The following is a 15489-nucleotide window of genomic DNA, read 5'->3' on the forward strand; positions in this document are numbered from 1 at the left end:
AAAACCGAACAAGTTGTTTTGAGGTTTTCAGCCCCCTAGTTAGTCAAGACAAAATATAGGCAAGGAGAGATTTTATGGTTGATCAGGCATCAGAGGTTTTCAGTACAGATCATCGATCAGCACCACTTGGTATCGTAACTATGGACGGTGCAAAAGAACTAGGCAGAAAGATTGAGGAGCACTTAATTCGCTGGGCGAAAGGTGCAGGACGCGAAGTTGAAACTTTTTCAATTGGCAACAGCTGCCCCCGTTTTTCTTCAGGCGATGCAAAGGGTTTAATTGAGTCTACCATTCGTGGCTATGATCTGTTTTTTATTGTTGATGTTGGAAACTACAGCGTTACGTACAATTACTTTGGTAAAGAAAACCACATGTCTCCCGATGACCACTACCAAGATCTAAAACGATTGATTCAAGCTGCCAGCGGTAAAGCTTATCGTATCAATGTCATTATGCCACTGATGTACGGTGGACGTCAGCACAGAAGAAACTATCGTGAATCATTAGACTGCGCTTTCGCTTTGCAAGAATTACAAGGTATGGGCGTTTCAAACGTGGTTACCTTCGATGCACATGACCCCCGCGTGCAAAATGCAGTTCCGCTTATGGGTTTTGACAATCTTATGCCCTCTTATCAGGTTTTGAAGAAATTATTTAGAAGCTTCCCTGATATCTCAACTGAGCGTGGTGAATTTATGATTGTCAGTCCTGATGAAGGCGCTCTTAGCCGTAACATGTACTATGCTTCTGTCTTAGGCGTAGACATGGGTATGTTCTACAAAAGAAGAGACTACTCTAAAATCGTCAATGGCCGCAACCCTATCGTAGCACACGAATATTTGGGTTCTGATGTAGCTGGTAAAGACATTTTTATTTCTGACGATATCATTTCTTCGGGTGATTCTATGCTGGATTTGGCATATAATCTTAAAAAGAAAAAAGCTAGACGTATTTTTGCTTATGCTACCTACGGCATTTTTACAAACGGATTAGAAGCCTTTGACAAAGCGCATGCTGATGGCATTATTGACGGCGTATTTGGCAGCAACCTCACCTATCGAACCGAAGAACTTAAAAATCGTTCTTGGTTCTATGAAGTAGACGTTTCAAAATATATTGCTTATTTTGTAGCTGCTCTAAATCACGACATGTCTATCAGCAAATTGGTTGATCCACATGCCAAAATTGATGCACTTCTAGAAAGAAGACATTCTGAAGCGACTAAAGATTGAAAAACCAGATTTCTTAAAACAGACATGCTTTTATACGTGAAGAGAGAACCTTTTTAGGAGGGTTCTCTCTTCATTTATATCGCCAACAGCATCTTCCTTTTTCTTATATAAACTGGCCTCTTTTTTAATAAAAACCAATATTTTCATGGTGGTTAATTATTTTTTATGAAAAGTTAAAAATACTTGTTTACAAATTTAAATTACATGGTAAAATTGTTGTTATGATTTAAGGGGAGGCGCAAGAACCGGTGTTGGCTCCGGCAGCGCAGAAAGGTTTTTTTATGACCAAGGATTTAACATCGGGTTCACCGCTAAAAAAGGTTTTAAGTTTTGCTATACCGCTTTATTTCGGTAATATATTACAGCAACTTTATACCTTAATTAACACTATTATCGTAGGAAGATTTTTGGGCACCGATGCTTTAGCAGCGGTTGGTTTAACGGCATCTATCAACTTTTTAATTTTAGGTTTTTGTGTCGGGGTTGCAACCGGTTTTTCGATTCCCATTGCACAAGCCTTTGGCTCTAAAGACTATGCTGAGTTAAAGCGTCTTACTGGAAACATCACGACTCTTTCCATTATAATCTCGGCTATTTTCACCATTGTTACGGCTGTTCTTTGTCGTCCCATTTTGTTATTGATGAATACACCTGAAAGCATTTTGCAGGATGCTTATAACTATCTGCTGGTTCTCTTCTTGGGTGTCCCAACTGTTTTTGCTTATAATGCTCTTTCGAGCTTGATGCGCTCTTTAGGCGACAGTAAGACTCCTCTTATTATCTTATTGCTTTCTTCTCTCATTAGCATTGGACTGGCTTATGTTTTTATTGATGTATTTCATTGGGGTGTTGGTGGTGCAGCTTGGGCAATCTTTATTTCACAAGCACTCTCTTCCATTGGCTGCTTTGTCGTTATCGTCAAAAAGTTTCCTCTCTTGCATTTCGATAAAAAAGATTTGAAGCTGCAGACAAAATATGTTTCTCAATTGCTAAAAATAGGCATTCCTATGGGCTTGCAGTTTTCTATTACCGGTTTTGGCAGTGCCGTACTGCAAAGTGCCGTGAATCAATTAGGGTCTGTTATTGTAGCCGCCGTTTCGTCTGGCGGAAGAGTCATGACCCTGATTTCTTGTGCTTATGACACATTAGGCTCTACGATGGCCACCTACGCCGGACAAAATGTCGGTGCCGGAAAAATTCACCGCTTACGTAAAGGCGTACACGCTGCTGTCTATATCTCTTTGGTCTTTACTGTCTTTGCTATTTCTGTTTGCTTTATATTTGGCAGACCACTTGCTATGATGTTTATCAGCGACAGCAGCAGTCAAGATATTGTAGACTATACTTATCAATTCCTTAAAGTTAGCAGCCTGTTTTATGTCCCATTGGCTCTTGTCAATATTCTCCGTTTGGTGATTCAAGGTTTGGGATACGGAAAGCTTGCGATGATGTCAGGCGTTTGTGAAATGGTCGCCCGTGTAATTGTGGGTAATGTGTTTGTTCCTCTGTTTGGTTTTGCTGCTGCCTGTTTTGCTAACCCCTCTGCTTGGGTATTAGCTGATATTTTCTTGATTCCTGCTTATTTTATTGTCATGAAGCGAATTGAAAGGACATTCCCCGAGCGAGAGAATTTAGATTCGTCTCCTCCTACTATAGATAACTTAGTAGAACCAGTTTTACTGCCAGAAGAAAATTCATAAAAATAAAACTTTAAACAGGATAGGGGATTTCAGTTGAGAATCTCACTATCCTGTATTATAATGGAAAATAAATGAGTCTTTCTAAAGCCTTTTGCTTGCACAAAACAACTTTGTGCAAGATTCTGTTTATGTTGGCTAGATTGAATTTGGGGTACATGGAGGTTGGAATGGAAAAACAAGTTCTTTTACAATTGAATCAAATCGAAAAATCTTTTGGCGAAACCCAAGTTCTTAAGGGGATTTCGCTAACTGTTTATCAGGGGGAATTCATTACTTTACTCGGCTCCTCAGGATGTGGAAAAACGACCACACTTCGCATTATTGCCGGTCTTGAAACGCCTGACAACGGAAGTATTCTGCTAGAAGGGCAAGACGTGACCGAAATTGCACCGAATCATCGTGATGTCAATACTGTTTTTCAGAGTTATGCTTTGTTTCCGCACATGAATGTGGCAGCCAATATAGCCTATAGTTTGAAAATCCGAAATACACCAAAAGCAGAAATTGCTGCTCGGGTAAAAGAGATTCTCGAGCTTGTTCAGCTTGAAGGATATGAAAAAAGAATGCCCAGTGAGCTTTCAGGCGGACAAAAACAGCGTGTTGCTATCGCAAGGGCGCTAATCAACCGCCCCAAATTACTTTTGCTGGATGAACCGCTCGGTGCACTTGATTTGCAGCTTCGACGTCAAATGCAGTTAGAATTGAAACGACTGCAAAAAAAGCTAGGCCTAACTTTTATCTACATTACGCATGACCAAGAAGAAGCTCTTAATATGTCTGATCGAATCGTTGTAATGGAAGACGGTCGATTTGAGCAAATTGGAACCCCTAGTGAGGTATATGATGCACCGCGCACCTCCTTTGTTGCTAAATTTGTGGGTACAGCCAATCTGATTGAGGGAACTGTCACCTCTTCTGATGGCCGCTTGATTCAATTTCAAAACCAAGATGGATCTGGCAGTTTCTTGACTGTCGGGCACAAATTTGCTGCCGGAGATACCGTGACACTGGCTGTTCGTGCTGAACAAACCCACATTACGCTTGATACTGAAGATGAACGAGGTGCACAAACCGGAATTTGTGGTATTGTCAATGAGAAAAACTTTGCCGGCGGTATGCTGCGAATTGCCGTTAAAACTGCAAATGACAATGAAATTATTTGCAGCCGTCAGGGCATTGATTCTGCCTTAGCAACCGGTGATCATGTTGTTATCACTTGGCTCCCCGAACATTGTGTGCCCGTTGACCTGCAAGAAAGCGAGGCTTTCGACCATGAAAAACCATAAGAAGATTTGGCATTGGGGCTATTTCTTGACACTACTGCCCATGTACCTTTTTACTATTATTTTCATATTAGGTCCCCTTGTCTATATGATTATTCTTAGTTTTCTAAAACGCGCTGAAACGTGGGGCGTCGTATGGGAATTTTCTCTACAAAATTATGCTGACATGTTTGACCCCGTCTATCTGAACACTTTCAAAGAATCTTTAAAATTAGCCGCCATTAGCACTCTCTTAGTTGCGGCAATCGGGTATCCTTGCGGCTATTTTATGGCAAAATTATCTGCAAGATGGCAAAAGATTTCTATGATGATTCTGATGATTCCCTTTTGGACCAGCTCACTGATTCGCCTATATGGGTGGATTACTATTTTTACCGCTAATGGTGTATTGGATAAAGCTTTGATGACTTTGCACGTGACCGATTCTCCTCTGCGCCTGCTTTATACCTATCCTGCTGTTGTCGGGGGAATGGTCTATACACTTTTGCCTTTCATGATATTTTCGGTGTATTCCAGCGCCGAGAAACTGGATTTCACTCTGGTTGAAGCGGCACGTGATTTAGGTGCTAATGCAGCAAAAGCTTTTCTGACCATTTCATTCAAGCTCACTCTACCCGGACTGCTTTCAGGTGTCATCTTGACATTCGTTCCTTCTATGGGGCTTTTCTTTATCGCCGATATTTTAGGTGGAAATAAAGTAGTGTTGATTGGTGTCGTTATTCAAGAACAGCTCATGAAAGTACATAACTGGCCTTTTGCTGCGGCACTTTCTGTGGCATTAATGATATTAACCAGCCTTATGATTTTTATCTATCGAAAAATTTCTAAGGTAAAAGAGTTAGAGGGTTTAGGTTCCTTTTAAATTATTTTCTTGCGCATCTGCAATTTTTATCTACCCCTCACGCTGCTTTATCTAAAACTCTATTGAACAACGTCAAATTCACTTTTTAAAATTAAGACGAGAAAGAGCGGCCGATAATGATCAGCCGCTCTTTCTCGTGTACTTATACTTTGAAAATAAATAGGTGTGTTGTAATCTAATTTAAGGGGAAACCACATCATAACGATAGAAAAAATTGGTTTCCATAACTTTGTACGATATAGTATAACACTGCCCTGTTTAAATTGCAACATTCAAATATTGAATAAAGAAATATGATATGTTTTGCATAAATTTTCATTATTAAATCTAAAATAAACATTCATTTTATATAGACAACTTGCAGTAATTTTCTTTAATTATGTGCAAAAAACTATAACTTATACCTTTAAAACTACCATCTATAGTAAGAAAAGTTTTCTATCAGTTATATTATCTTTTCATTCCATACCTTTTTTTCATAACCCTAAATGTTTTAAATTGTGAGTCAAAATAAAAAATATGTATATAGTTTTTTATTCGACAAATTATGATAATAACAGTACAAATAAATTTTCCTGATTAAATTGCCTTAGAAGGCTTGACACTTTCCATTCGGTACGTTATAATAACTAAGCACAAAAATGAATAAATCGAGGCGTAGCTCAGTTTGGTAGAGTGCTTGGTTTGGGACCAAGATGCCGCAGGTTCGAATCCTGTCGCCTCGACCAATTAGCCCACAATTCTTAGTAAAATTGCTAAGAATTGTGGGATTTTGTTTGTCTGCATACAAATCGAATAAATGGTTTGAAAGGCAAAAATAGTTTTACAAAAAGGTGTTCTTCTCACTACTCTCGGCTATTTGTCATAATAGGCAGGGAATTCATGTGGTAACCTTTAATAGAGAAGTTGAGAAATCTCTGTATTTTATTGATAATTCAAGTTATGATAAACGACGGATTTCTATGACGAAAGGGGTATAATGTGTTAAATAAATGGATTAAATCAATTTGGGGTGGGGCTCTTGTGAGCCTTGGAGCAGTGGTTTACCTCTCAGTAGAAAACCACATTGTCGGAGCACTATTATTTTGTGTAGGCCTTTTTACTATCTATACCTTTGGCTTATACTTATATACAGGCAAAGTTTGCCTTATTCCAGAGAACCCTCCATCTTTTCTGGGAGAATTAGCTTTAATCTACTCTGGAAATTTAGTGGGTGCTGTTGGTATGGGGTATCTTTTGCGTGCTACTAAACTTGTGCATTTGTCAGAAGTTACCACATCACTAGTAACAGCAAAACTTGCTGATTCTCCCTTTAGTGTTTTTATAATGGCAGTGTTGTGTGGCTTAATGATGGCCATTGCCGTACTGGGATTTACCTCCATTGAAGACAGCGTAGGCAAGCACCTTGCTTTGATTATGCCTGTCATGGTGTTTTTGCTTGCAGGCTTTGAACATAGCATTGCTAATTTTTTCTACATATCAATGGCAAATCTGTGGAGTCTCAAAGCTGTTCTGTACAGCCTTATTTATGCATTAGGTAACATGGCAGGCGGTGTTCTTCTTCCTCTTACCACAAAAAATCTGCGTGAAAGTCATTCATAACTTTAGTACAATATTTAAGAATTTTGCTAGGCACCAGAATGTTCTATTTTAATCACCAATTTTATGATATAAACTCTCCTACCTAGTCCTCGGTTTTGCCGTCAAGCAAATGTTAAACCGTGTGGCGACACAACGTTAAGGAGAGACAAATAGTATCATTTTTATAGCTGATGTCTTACTAAAAGATATTGTCAAAAATCAATTGTAAACCTAATTTCGCCATTTTTCTTGCGTTTTCAGTGTGAGTAGCGTATAATGTCTACCTGTGGGGAGCTTGTGTGACAGGCTGAGAGGAAGTTTTTAGACTTCGACCCTAGAACCTGATGCGGATAATGCCGCCGTAGGGAATCTATACTGATTCTTTCGGAGATACCGCATGGGTATCTCCTTTTTTTGTTCCTAGCTATATGAAAATTAAAAACGGGGAGCTTGTGTGACAGGCTGAGAGGAAGTTTTCAAACTTCGACCCTAGAACCTGATGCGGATAATGCCGCCGTAGGGAGTCGTCTTTTGATTCTTTCGGAGATACCGCATAAGGTGTCTCCGTTTTTTATTGCTTTTTTGAAAGGATGTGATGACGGCATTCACGGTGAAACCGTGGTGGACAAGGGGGAGCGCCCTATGTTCTCTATAACAGCGATGGGAAGCCGTGTTCCGGCGTGAGAGGAGACCAAAAAGTCTCGACCGAATTCCTGAGCCAACTTTTGCTCAGTTTATCAAAAGAAGAACGACGCTGTTTTTGCCGTTTTCTCTACCCAAATTAAAGGAGATTGTCTCATGAAAAAAGTGAACATTCAAAAACTATCAATCGCAGGAATTTTATGTGCCGTCGCTATTGTTGGCAGCCTGTTTTCTTTTCCCGTTTTTGGAAGCAAATGTGCCCCTGTACCGCACATGGTTAACATTCTCTGCGCCGTCCTACTAGGCCCGAGTTATGGTGTTGCAGTTGCCTTCGGCGCCAGTTTAATCCGAAACCTGCTTGGTCTTGGCAGTCTAATGGCTTTTCCGGGCAGCATGTTTGGTGCTCTTCTCTGCGGTTTGGTCTACTGGAAAGGCAAAAGAATTTTCCCAACGTTGCTGGCAGAAGTATTCGGCACTGCGGTTTTAGGCGGTCTATGTGCTTATCCCATCGCTATTTTCTTTATGGGACGGTCCGCAGGTGATTTAGCGTTTTATGCCTACATCATTCCTTTCTTAATTTCAACCGCTGTTGGCTCAATTTTATCGGGAATTATCGTCTTTTCCCTGAACAAATCAGAGATTCTCTCCACGATTCAATCTCGCCTGGATTCATCTGCTTATCGCAAGAAAGGAAACTAAATTATGTTAAACGAAATGCTCACCAACTTACGAAATCAAGCGCCGCTGATTCACAATATTATCAACTATGTCACTGTGAATGATTGCGCCAACATTCTTTTGGCATGCGGCGGTTCTCCTATTATGGCAGATGACCTTGATGAAGTGGTGGAAATCACCTCACTTTGTGGCGGTCTAACCATTAATATTGGCACGCTGAATCAGCGTACTATTCCTGCCATGCTTGCCGCTGGACAAAAAGCAAATGAATTGAGCCACCCTATAGTTCTCGACCCTGTGGGAGCAGGCGCTTCTGCGCTGCGCACCAGCACTGCTCTCATGCTGCTTGAGAAAATCCAGTTTGCGGTGATTCGGGGCAATATCTCCGAAATCAAGGTTCTTGCCAACGGCAATGGAACAACCAAAGGTGTAGATGCGGATTTGGCTGACCAAGTCACCGAAGAAAACTTGGAACAGGCTGTCAGCTTTGCCAAAGCATTTGCCAAGAAAACAGGTTCTGTCATTGCTATTACGGGAAAAATCGACATTGTCGCCGATTCAAATATCGCCTACTGCATTCGCAATGGTCATGCCGATATGAGCAAAATTACGGGTACAGGTTGTCAGCTTTCTGCCATGACAGCCGCCTACGTGACTGCCAACCCTAATCACCCGTTAGAAGCTGCTACCGCTTCTGTCTGCGCTATGGGTATTTGCGGCGAAAAGGCAAGACAACGCATGACAACACTTGATGGCAACTCTAGCTACCGAAACTATATTATTGATGCCATTTATAATCTATCCCCCGATGAATTAGAAGAAGGAGCGAACTATGAAGTGCAATAAAAACACAATGCTGCTCTATGCCGTAACCGACAGAGCTTGGGTAGGAAAGCTCAGCCTATATGAGCAGGTCAAACAAGCCCTACAAAATGGTGCTACTTGTATTCAGCTCAGAGAAAAAGATTTAGATGAGCATACCTTTTTGGCAGAAGCCATTGAACTTGCCAAACTTTGCAAACAACACCATGTACCGTTCATTATTAATGATAATGTAGAGATTGCCATTGCGTGCGATGCAGACGGTATTCATGTGGGACAAGAAGATATGCTTGCCTCTGATGTGCGTGCCCGTGTGGGCGAAAACATGATAATCGGCGTTTCTGCCCACACCGTTGAAGAAGCCTTGTGTGCCGTCAAAAGTGGAGCAGACTACCTTGGGCTTGGTGCTGTTTTTTCTACCTCTACCAAAACAGATGTAAACTTAATGTCTTATGAAACCCTTAAAGACATATGCAGTGCTGTTTCTGTTCCCACTGTCGCAATCGGCGGCATTTCGAAGGAAAATATTTTACAGCTTTCAGGCAGCGGTGTAGACGGTGCCGCCGTGGTTTCTGCTATTTTTGGGGCAGAAAATCCGGGTGAAGCAACAGCAGAGTTATTAACGCTTGCAAAAGAAATGGTACAAGCCTGAAAATCCACTTTGCTATTCACAATATTTTAAATTTAGCCCAATTTTTTACATTTTTGGTTTCACAGGCAAAATGCCTTGAAATAGCGGCAGACCGGGGGCACCACTCTTTGTCGCTTTATAAAAATAGTGTTAAGGGATATCTGAAAAAGCAAAATTCTTTTTAAATTGGGTTTTCAGATATGCCCTATATGAAAGGAGTTCTTTACTATGAGAACAGCATTATCAATCGCTGGAACTGATTCCAGCGGAGGCGCCGGCATACAAGCTGACATCAAGACCATGACCGCCAACGGCGTATACGCCATGAGCGCCATCACGGTCTTGACTGCCCAGAACACAACCGGCGTACAAGGGATTTTTGAAATCCCAGCAGAATTTCTTGCTCAGCAAATTGACAGTGTTTTTACAGACATTCGTCCTGATGCCGTCAAGATTGGCATGGTATCTTCCGCTCCACTCATCAAAGTGATTGCAGAAAAGCTCAAGCAATATCAAGCGGTGAATATCGTAGTTGACCCCGTTATGGTGGCAACCAGCGGCTCTCGACTGATAAACGAAGATGCCATTGATGCTTTAAAAGACTATCTGCTGCCGTTGGCCACACTGTTAACGCCCAACATTCCCGAAGCAGAGGAGCTTTCAGGAATGCAAGCAAAAAGCAATGAAGATATGCTCATGATTGCCAAATACATCAGTGAAACTTATCACTGTGCTGTGTTATGCAAGGGCGGCCACAACCTCAATGACGCCAACGATCTTCTATATCAAAATGGAAGCCATCATTGGTTCAAAGGAAAGCGAATTGAAAATCCCAACACACATGGCACAGGCTGTACGCTTTCCAGTGCCATTGCCTCTAACTTGGCAAAGGGATACGATTTAGAAACTGCCGTAGAGAAAGCGAAGGCTTATATCTCGGGAGCTTTGGGAGCTATGCTCAATTTGGGTGCAGGCTCTGGCCCTATGAACCACGCTTTCACGATGACAAGCGAATTTTCGCTTTGAGGTACAGGCATGAATACGAAAACAACGAAGCGTCTGCTTGATGCTTCGAAAGAAATATGGGAATCCTATCACAATCATCCTTTTATTCAAGGAATTGCAGACGGAAGTCTGCCACAAGAAAAGTTTCAATACTATATGATACAAGATTATCTCTATCTACTTGACTATGCCAAGGTTTTTGCTGTCGGCACGGCCAAGTCACAAAACGAAAAAGTCATGCGCCTGTTTGCCAGCTATGTCTCGCAAATTTTAGACGGCGAAATGGATATTCATAAAAATTATATGAAACGGCTTGGGATATCTTTAGAGGAAGCCGAACACACCTCCCAAGCAATGGATAATCTTTCTTACACCTCGTATATGCTTCGAGTTGCCTATGAAAGTGGTGCAGGCGAAATTGCGGCAGCGATTCTCTCCTGTGCCCTGAGTTATGAAGTCATCGCCAAAGAAATGCTTCAAACCTTTCCCTCTTGCACCAATCACCCTTTTTATGGTGAATGGGTGCGTGGCTATGCTGACCCGGAATATGCCAATGCCAATAAAAAGTTGATTGCTTTGCTGGAACAGCTCACTGCTGATTATTCCGAAAAGCAGCTGCAACGGTTGGAGGAAATCTTTATCAACTGTTCACGGTATGAAGCAGCCTTTTGGGATATGTCCTGGGAAATGAGAGAAATAGGCCTATGCTGACTTTCCAAGATGTAAGCTTTCAATACAAAACAGAAGATTCCCCTCTTATTAACCATCTCTCCTTTTCTATAAATAAGGGGGAGTTTGTATCTATCATTGGTCCGTCGGGCTGTGGAAAAAGTACCATTTTTCGCCTGGTGAATGGACTTTTGAAATCAGCCGGCGGTGAGATTTTCGTCGATAAAACAAACATCAAGAGCCAAAAACACTATTGCGGCTATATGCCTCAACAAGATATGTTGTTTCCATGGCGCTCTGTAGCAGAAAATGTACGATTGCCGCTTGAGATTCAAGGCGATTTATCCAATCCAGAGATGGATTTACGTGCCAATCAAGCTTTAATAGCTGTTGGCTTGGAGGAATGGGGGGAAAAATCACCCCAAGAACTTTCCGGCGGTATGCGCCAAAGGGCCGCTTTTGCTCGAACGCTGCTCACAGGCTCAGACCTTTTATTATTAGACGAACCCTTTTCAGCTTTGGATTATTTAACTCGACTAACCATGAGAGAATGGCTGTTAAAACAGTGGGAACAAGAGCGTAAAACGGTCCTTTTCATTACCCATGACGTAGAAGAAGCTCTGTTCCTTTCTAACCGAATATTAGTGGCGCAGAATGCACCCATTACGCATCTACAGTCCTTTGACGTTCCCTCCGGATATCCCCGCTCTATGCAAACCCTTCAACAGCCAGAAATGTTTGCCTTAAAAGAACAGTTAATTTCTATGCTTAGGAGGGACAAGCTATGAGAAAAACAAATCGAGCCAATATCCCCGCCGCTCTGTTGTCGCTTGCCCTCCTCATGATTTGGCAAGCGGCTGCCATGGGCATTCAGGCCGCTTATATTCTGCCAAGCCCTCTGCAAGTTATTTTGCGGCTGTGGGAGCTTCGTCGACCCCTATTCTCTGCTCATTTACCGGCAACCATGACGGTCGTTGTTGTCGGTCTCGTTCTTTCTGTTTTTTTGGGTTTGGGACTAGCTATCCTCATGGATTGCTATCCTGCTGCCGAAAAGGCACTGTATCCACTGATTATCGCCTCGCAGACGATTCCCACAACCGCTCTCGCCCCTTTATTTGTGCTGTGGTTTGGCTATGGTTTGTGGAGCAAGGTTTTGGTGACGGTACTGATGACGTTCTTCCCTATTACCATCACCGTTTTTGACGGATTTCGTTCAGTCAAAACAGAAATGACAGATTTGCTGTTTACCTTTGGAGCCAACAAACAGCAGATTTTTTGGAAATTGAAATTTCCCACCATACTGCCCTACTTTTTTTCTGCTATTAAAATGGCAATTCCCTTGTCCATTATCGGAGCCGCTATCGGCGAATGGTTAGGTGCACAAAACGGTCTCGGTTATTTTAGCCGACGCATGATGACACAGTTAGACGGAGCAGGCGTTTTTGCTCCCATTTTACTGCTATCTGTGGTGGCGATGATTTTAGTGGGAATTATTAGCATAATCGAAAAACGTGTCCTCACATGGCGCGGTCAATAAAGAAAGAGGTATATGTATGAAAAAAATGATAGCGCTGTTTTTGTCAGCAATACTGTTTATAACCCTTATGAGTGGCTGTACCACAAAAAAAGACAATGGTAGCAGTGAAAACCTTAGAGAAGTTAATGTGGTACTGGATTGGTATCCCAATGCTCTGCACGCTTTTATCTATACCGCTATTGAGCGAGGCTACTATAAAGACGAAGGGCTAGATGTGAAAATTCAGTTCCCAGCCAATGAAAATGATGCTTTATCTCTAGTATCGGCCGGCAAAGCAGAAATTGGTCTATACTACCAGCATGATATCATCCAAGCCGTTGCAAACCAAGATGTCGGTGTAAAATCTATTGGGGCTGTCGTGCAGTCACCCTTGAATATCATCCTCTCTTTATCTGACAAAAATATTCAAAAGCCAGCCGATCTTGTTGGCAAAACAGTGGGATATGCAGGGACTGCTTTAAGCGAAGCGCTTGTACAAGCTATGATGGAAGCAAGCGGTGAAGACTTCTCCAGCGTAAACATGGTGAATGTCGGGTTTGAACTGATGAGTTCGATGACTACGGGCAATGTTGACGCTACAATCGGTTGTCTTGTGAACCATGAGGTTCCCCAAATGGAGGAAGAGGGCTTTGATATCAACTATTTTATGGTAAATGAATACGGAATTCCTAATTATTATGAAGCTGTCTTTTTAGCCGGCAATGAAATGATTGAAAATGAACCTGATGTTTTGGCCGGATTTCTCCGAGCCTCTGCTAAAGGATTTGCAGACTTTCAAAAAGATACAAAAAGTTCTCTGCAAATTTTGCTCGACAATCAAAATGAAGAAAACTTTCCGCTTTCCCCTTCTGTAGAGGAAAAATCCAGCCAAACCTTGCTACCTTTGATGGAAACCGCTAACGCTTCTTTTTTGAGCCAAACCGACGAAAACTGGCAGGCTAATATTGACTGGATGTATGACACAGGGCTCATCAAAAATAAAATTGATGTCTCACAGGTGACAGCAAAGATTGATTTCTGAAAACTTTATTTTTGATTCAACCAAAAAATTCTCAGCTTATGGTTGTTTCGCATAAACTGAGAATTAACGTAATTTTTAACAATTTTTTTGCTATTGTTTGGTATTGGGCCCTAAAGCTTCTTTTTTTACATGATGACTTTGGTTTTGATTGACGAGTCTGCTTTTTGTCAACTCTGCACTTATCCCCTTATGACTATTTTTTTCATCAGCCGTTGATTTTATATTGTTAGACTCATTTTTCATACTATCACCTCATGACTAGTATGGTTCATCTTAAAAAAGATATCCAGTACCGTAAAACTAAAATTGGCAAAGAAAAAAGCCTCGCTTTAAGCGAGGCTTTTGAAATTTTAATTATTGCTCTAAATCAATGCACCCATCTGGGAACTCAGGAGAGCAAACAATTTCTTCTGTACTGTTTAGCGACATTTCAGACTCGCTACTATTCAACGCTTGGTATAATTTTTCAAATTCATTCATAATATATGCCTCCTAGTTATATTTAATCCATTTCTATTTATTAGGATTTATAAAATTATAGCATATCTTATAGTGAATTTCAATAGAAAAATAATAATTATTTTTATTTATTGATTTTTCTAAAATTTTACCTTATTATTTATTTCATTTATCAATTTCACCGATATTTGTAAAATTTCAAACCATAATGGTACATTTTATATGGTTAATCTATTAAAAAAGGGTTCATCTCTTTTCGCCATACCTGCACTAATTTATCAAGTGACCATGCTGCATTAGCAGGGCTTGTTGAAGGCAGACAAACACTTTCTACCCCTGTTTCAGCACGACAATATTTTTGGTAAAAAGCTTCTGCTTTCTTGCCGTTGGTAAACACTTTCTTAATCTGTGTCTTTTGGAGTAAAGGCAAAATCTCATTGGGAATCTCGGCACGAATAGAACTGTCTCCGCTCCCAACGATTTCACAGCTTTTCAGTACATCCCACACCGCAATTTTATGAAGCAAAAGCATTTGCTTTTTTTCCTCTATTGTTTGGGGCAATTCACAAGAAACGAGTTCAGCCAATACTTTCCAAAAGCGGTTTTGAGGGTGTCCATAGTAAAAATGGTTTTCTCGCGATTTGACAGAAGGGATTGTCCCTAAAATCAGAATACGAGAATTTTCGTTATACACGGGTTCAAATTCATGCTGAACAATTTCATATTCTCCCAATTTTTCGCCTCGCTTTTGTTTCTACTTCAAAATCCAACAAAACTTTATATTCTGTTGGATTTCAAGAGTGCCGCTGTTTTCAAAATAGCGGTTTGTGTTTTGCCATCCGGAATTTCTCCTTGTAACACTTTGTCCACTGCTTCTGCCAAAGGCATTTTCACAACCTCAAGAAATTCATCTTCATCAAGTTTCAGTTCGCCTGCCCTATCTTCACGACAGGCCCACATATAAATGATCTCACCGCAATAGCCAGGAGAGGGATAGTATTGTCCCAAAGAGATATATTCTTTTCCGGTCGTACCGGTTTCTTCTTTTTGCTCACGTTTCATGGCTTCAAATGGGTCTTCGCCCAGCTCTAACTTGCCCGCAGGAACCTCAAGCAGCACTTCACCATAAGGATAGCGAAATTGTCGAACAAGAAGCAATTCATCTTTTTCGGTCAGAACGGCTACACAAACACCACCATTGTGATCAACAACCTCACGCTTGCTCGTTTTCTCGTTTTCCAACTTGACTTCATCAACGTGAACTTTAATAATGCGCCCGTCATAAATCAATTTTTCTGACAATTTTTCTTCATGTAGTTTCATACTCTCAGAACCTTTCCGCTAATTGTCTCCATTTTGCTTATGCT

At 41.1% G+C, this 15489-nt stretch carries 18 protein-coding genes, 1 tRNA gene and 2 riboswitches; of the genes, 15 read left to right on the forward strand and 4 right to left on the reverse strand.

Going from position 1 to position 15489, the window contains the following annotated elements; all coding sequences use genetic code 11:
* Positions 1 to 74: 74 nt before the first annotated feature.
* The 15 genes from CS931_RS06790 (at position 75) to CS931_RS06855 (ending at position 13663) form a co-directional block, all read left to right on the forward strand.
* Positions 75 to 1232, forward strand: a complete 1158-nt coding sequence (locus CS931_RS06790; protein ID WP_099205006.1) for a ribose-phosphate pyrophosphokinase — start codon at positions 75 to 77, stop codon at positions 1230 to 1232.
* A gap of 281 nt (positions 1233 to 1513) precedes the next feature.
* Positions 1514 to 2932, forward strand: coding sequence for an MATE family efflux transporter (locus CS931_RS06795; RefSeq protein WP_099205147.1), 1419 nt, complete (start codon positions 1514 to 1516; stop codon positions 2930 to 2932).
* Positions 2933 to 3099: 167 nt separating this feature from the next.
* The gene (locus tag CS931_RS06800; protein ID WP_099205007.1) at positions 3100 to 4218 is read left to right on the forward strand and encodes an ABC transporter ATP-binding protein; all 1119 of its coding nucleotides are present in this window, start codon (positions 3100 to 3102) and stop codon (positions 4216 to 4218) included.
* Positions 4205 to 5077, forward strand: coding sequence for an ABC transporter permease (locus tag CS931_RS06805; protein ID WP_099205008.1), 873 nt, complete (start codon positions 4205 to 4207; stop codon positions 5075 to 5077). The genes CS931_RS06800 and CS931_RS06805 overlap by 14 nt, the downstream gene beginning before the upstream one ends.
* A gap of 651 nt (positions 5078 to 5728) precedes the next feature.
* Positions 5729 to 5805, forward strand: a tRNA-Pro gene (locus CS931_RS06810).
* A 253-nt stretch (positions 5806 to 6058) separates the two neighbouring features.
* Entirely contained in the window at positions 6059 to 6679 is a 621-nt protein-coding gene (locus CS931_RS06815) for a formate/nitrite transporter family protein (RefSeq protein ID WP_099205009.1), read from the forward strand.
* A gap of 255 nt (positions 6680 to 6934) precedes the next feature.
* Positions 6935 to 7043: riboswitch (TPP riboswitch) on the forward strand.
* Between the two features lie 48 nt (positions 7044 to 7091).
* Positions 7092 to 7198: riboswitch (TPP riboswitch) on the forward strand.
* Positions 7190 to 7342, forward strand: coding sequence for a hypothetical protein (locus tag CS931_RS12660; RefSeq protein WP_159459761.1), 153 nt, complete (start codon positions 7190 to 7192; stop codon positions 7340 to 7342). (Overlaps the previous riboswitch by 9 nt.)
* Positions 7343 to 7456: 114 nt before the next feature.
* Positions 7457 to 7999 (forward strand): energy coupling factor transporter S component ThiW, encoded by a 543-nt coding sequence (thiW, locus tag CS931_RS06820; protein ID WP_099205010.1) that lies wholly within the window; start codon positions 7457 to 7459, stop codon positions 7997 to 7999.
* Between the two features lie 3 nt (positions 8000 to 8002).
* Positions 8003 to 8824 carry a hydroxyethylthiazole kinase gene (gene thiM, locus CS931_RS06825; protein ID WP_099205011.1) on the forward strand — a complete coding sequence of 274 codons (822 nt, stop codon included), beginning with the start codon at positions 8003 to 8005 and terminating at the stop codon, positions 8822 to 8824.
* A complete protein-coding gene (gene thiE, locus CS931_RS06830; protein WP_099205012.1) occupies positions 8811 to 9452 on the forward strand; it encodes a thiamine phosphate synthase in 642 nt (213 codons plus the stop codon). Before thiM ends, thiE begins: the two co-directional genes overlap by 14 nt.
* A gap of 207 nt (positions 9453 to 9659) precedes the next feature.
* Positions 9660 to 10457 (forward strand): bifunctional hydroxymethylpyrimidine kinase/phosphomethylpyrimidine kinase, encoded by a 798-nt coding sequence (gene thiD / locus CS931_RS06835; protein ID WP_099205013.1) that lies wholly within the window; start codon positions 9660 to 9662, stop codon positions 10455 to 10457.
* 9 nt (positions 10458 to 10466) lie between these two features.
* Positions 10467 to 11147, forward strand: a complete 681-nt coding sequence (tenA, locus tag CS931_RS06840) for a thiaminase II (RefSeq protein WP_099205014.1) — start codon at positions 10467 to 10469, stop codon at positions 11145 to 11147.
* Complete coding sequence (locus CS931_RS06845) at positions 11141 to 11893, forward strand: ABC transporter ATP-binding protein (RefSeq protein ID WP_099205015.1); 753 nt, start codon at positions 11141 to 11143, stop codon at positions 11891 to 11893. The genes tenA and CS931_RS06845 overlap by 7 nt, the downstream gene beginning before the upstream one ends.
* A complete protein-coding gene (locus tag CS931_RS06850; protein WP_099205016.1) occupies positions 11890 to 12642 on the forward strand; it encodes an ABC transporter permease in 753 nt (250 codons plus the stop codon). Before CS931_RS06845 ends, CS931_RS06850 begins: the two co-directional genes overlap by 4 nt.
* 16 nt (positions 12643 to 12658) lie before the next feature.
* Positions 12659 to 13663, forward strand: a complete 1005-nt coding sequence (locus CS931_RS06855; RefSeq protein ID WP_099205017.1) for an ABC transporter substrate-binding protein — start codon at positions 12659 to 12661, stop codon at positions 13661 to 13663.
* A 90-nt stretch (positions 13664 to 13753) separates the two neighbouring features.
* On the opposite strand, the gene CS931_RS12805 is transcribed toward CS931_RS06855, so the two are convergent.
* The 4 genes from CS931_RS12805 to CS931_RS06865 all read right to left on the reverse strand — a co-directional run bounded on the left by CS931_RS12805 (position 13754) and on the right by CS931_RS06865 (position 15445).
* Complete coding sequence (locus CS931_RS12805; RefSeq protein WP_200814956.1) at positions 13754 to 13906, reverse strand: hypothetical protein; 153 nt, start codon at positions 13904 to 13906, stop codon at positions 13754 to 13756.
* A 111-nt stretch (positions 13907 to 14017) separates the two neighbouring features.
* Positions 14018 to 14143, reverse strand: coding sequence for a hypothetical protein (locus tag CS931_RS13070; protein WP_278277657.1), 126 nt, complete (start codon positions 14141 to 14143; stop codon positions 14018 to 14020).
* Between the two features lie 205 nt (positions 14144 to 14348).
* On the reverse strand, positions 14349 to 14855 hold the full coding sequence (locus CS931_RS06860; protein ID WP_099205018.1) for a DNA-deoxyinosine glycosylase: 507 nt from the start codon (positions 14853 to 14855) through the stop codon (positions 14349 to 14351).
* A gap of 44 nt (positions 14856 to 14899) precedes the next feature.
* A complete protein-coding gene (locus tag CS931_RS06865) occupies positions 14900 to 15445 on the reverse strand; it encodes an NUDIX domain-containing protein (RefSeq protein ID WP_099205019.1) in 546 nt (181 codons plus the stop codon).
* Positions 15446 to 15489: the final 44 nt, after the last annotated feature.

This window comes from Scatolibacter rhodanostii (genome assembly GCF_900197595.1).
Taxonomy (GTDB): Bacteria; Bacillota; Clostridia; order Oscillospirales; family Acutalibacteraceae; genus Scatolibacter; species Scatolibacter rhodanostii.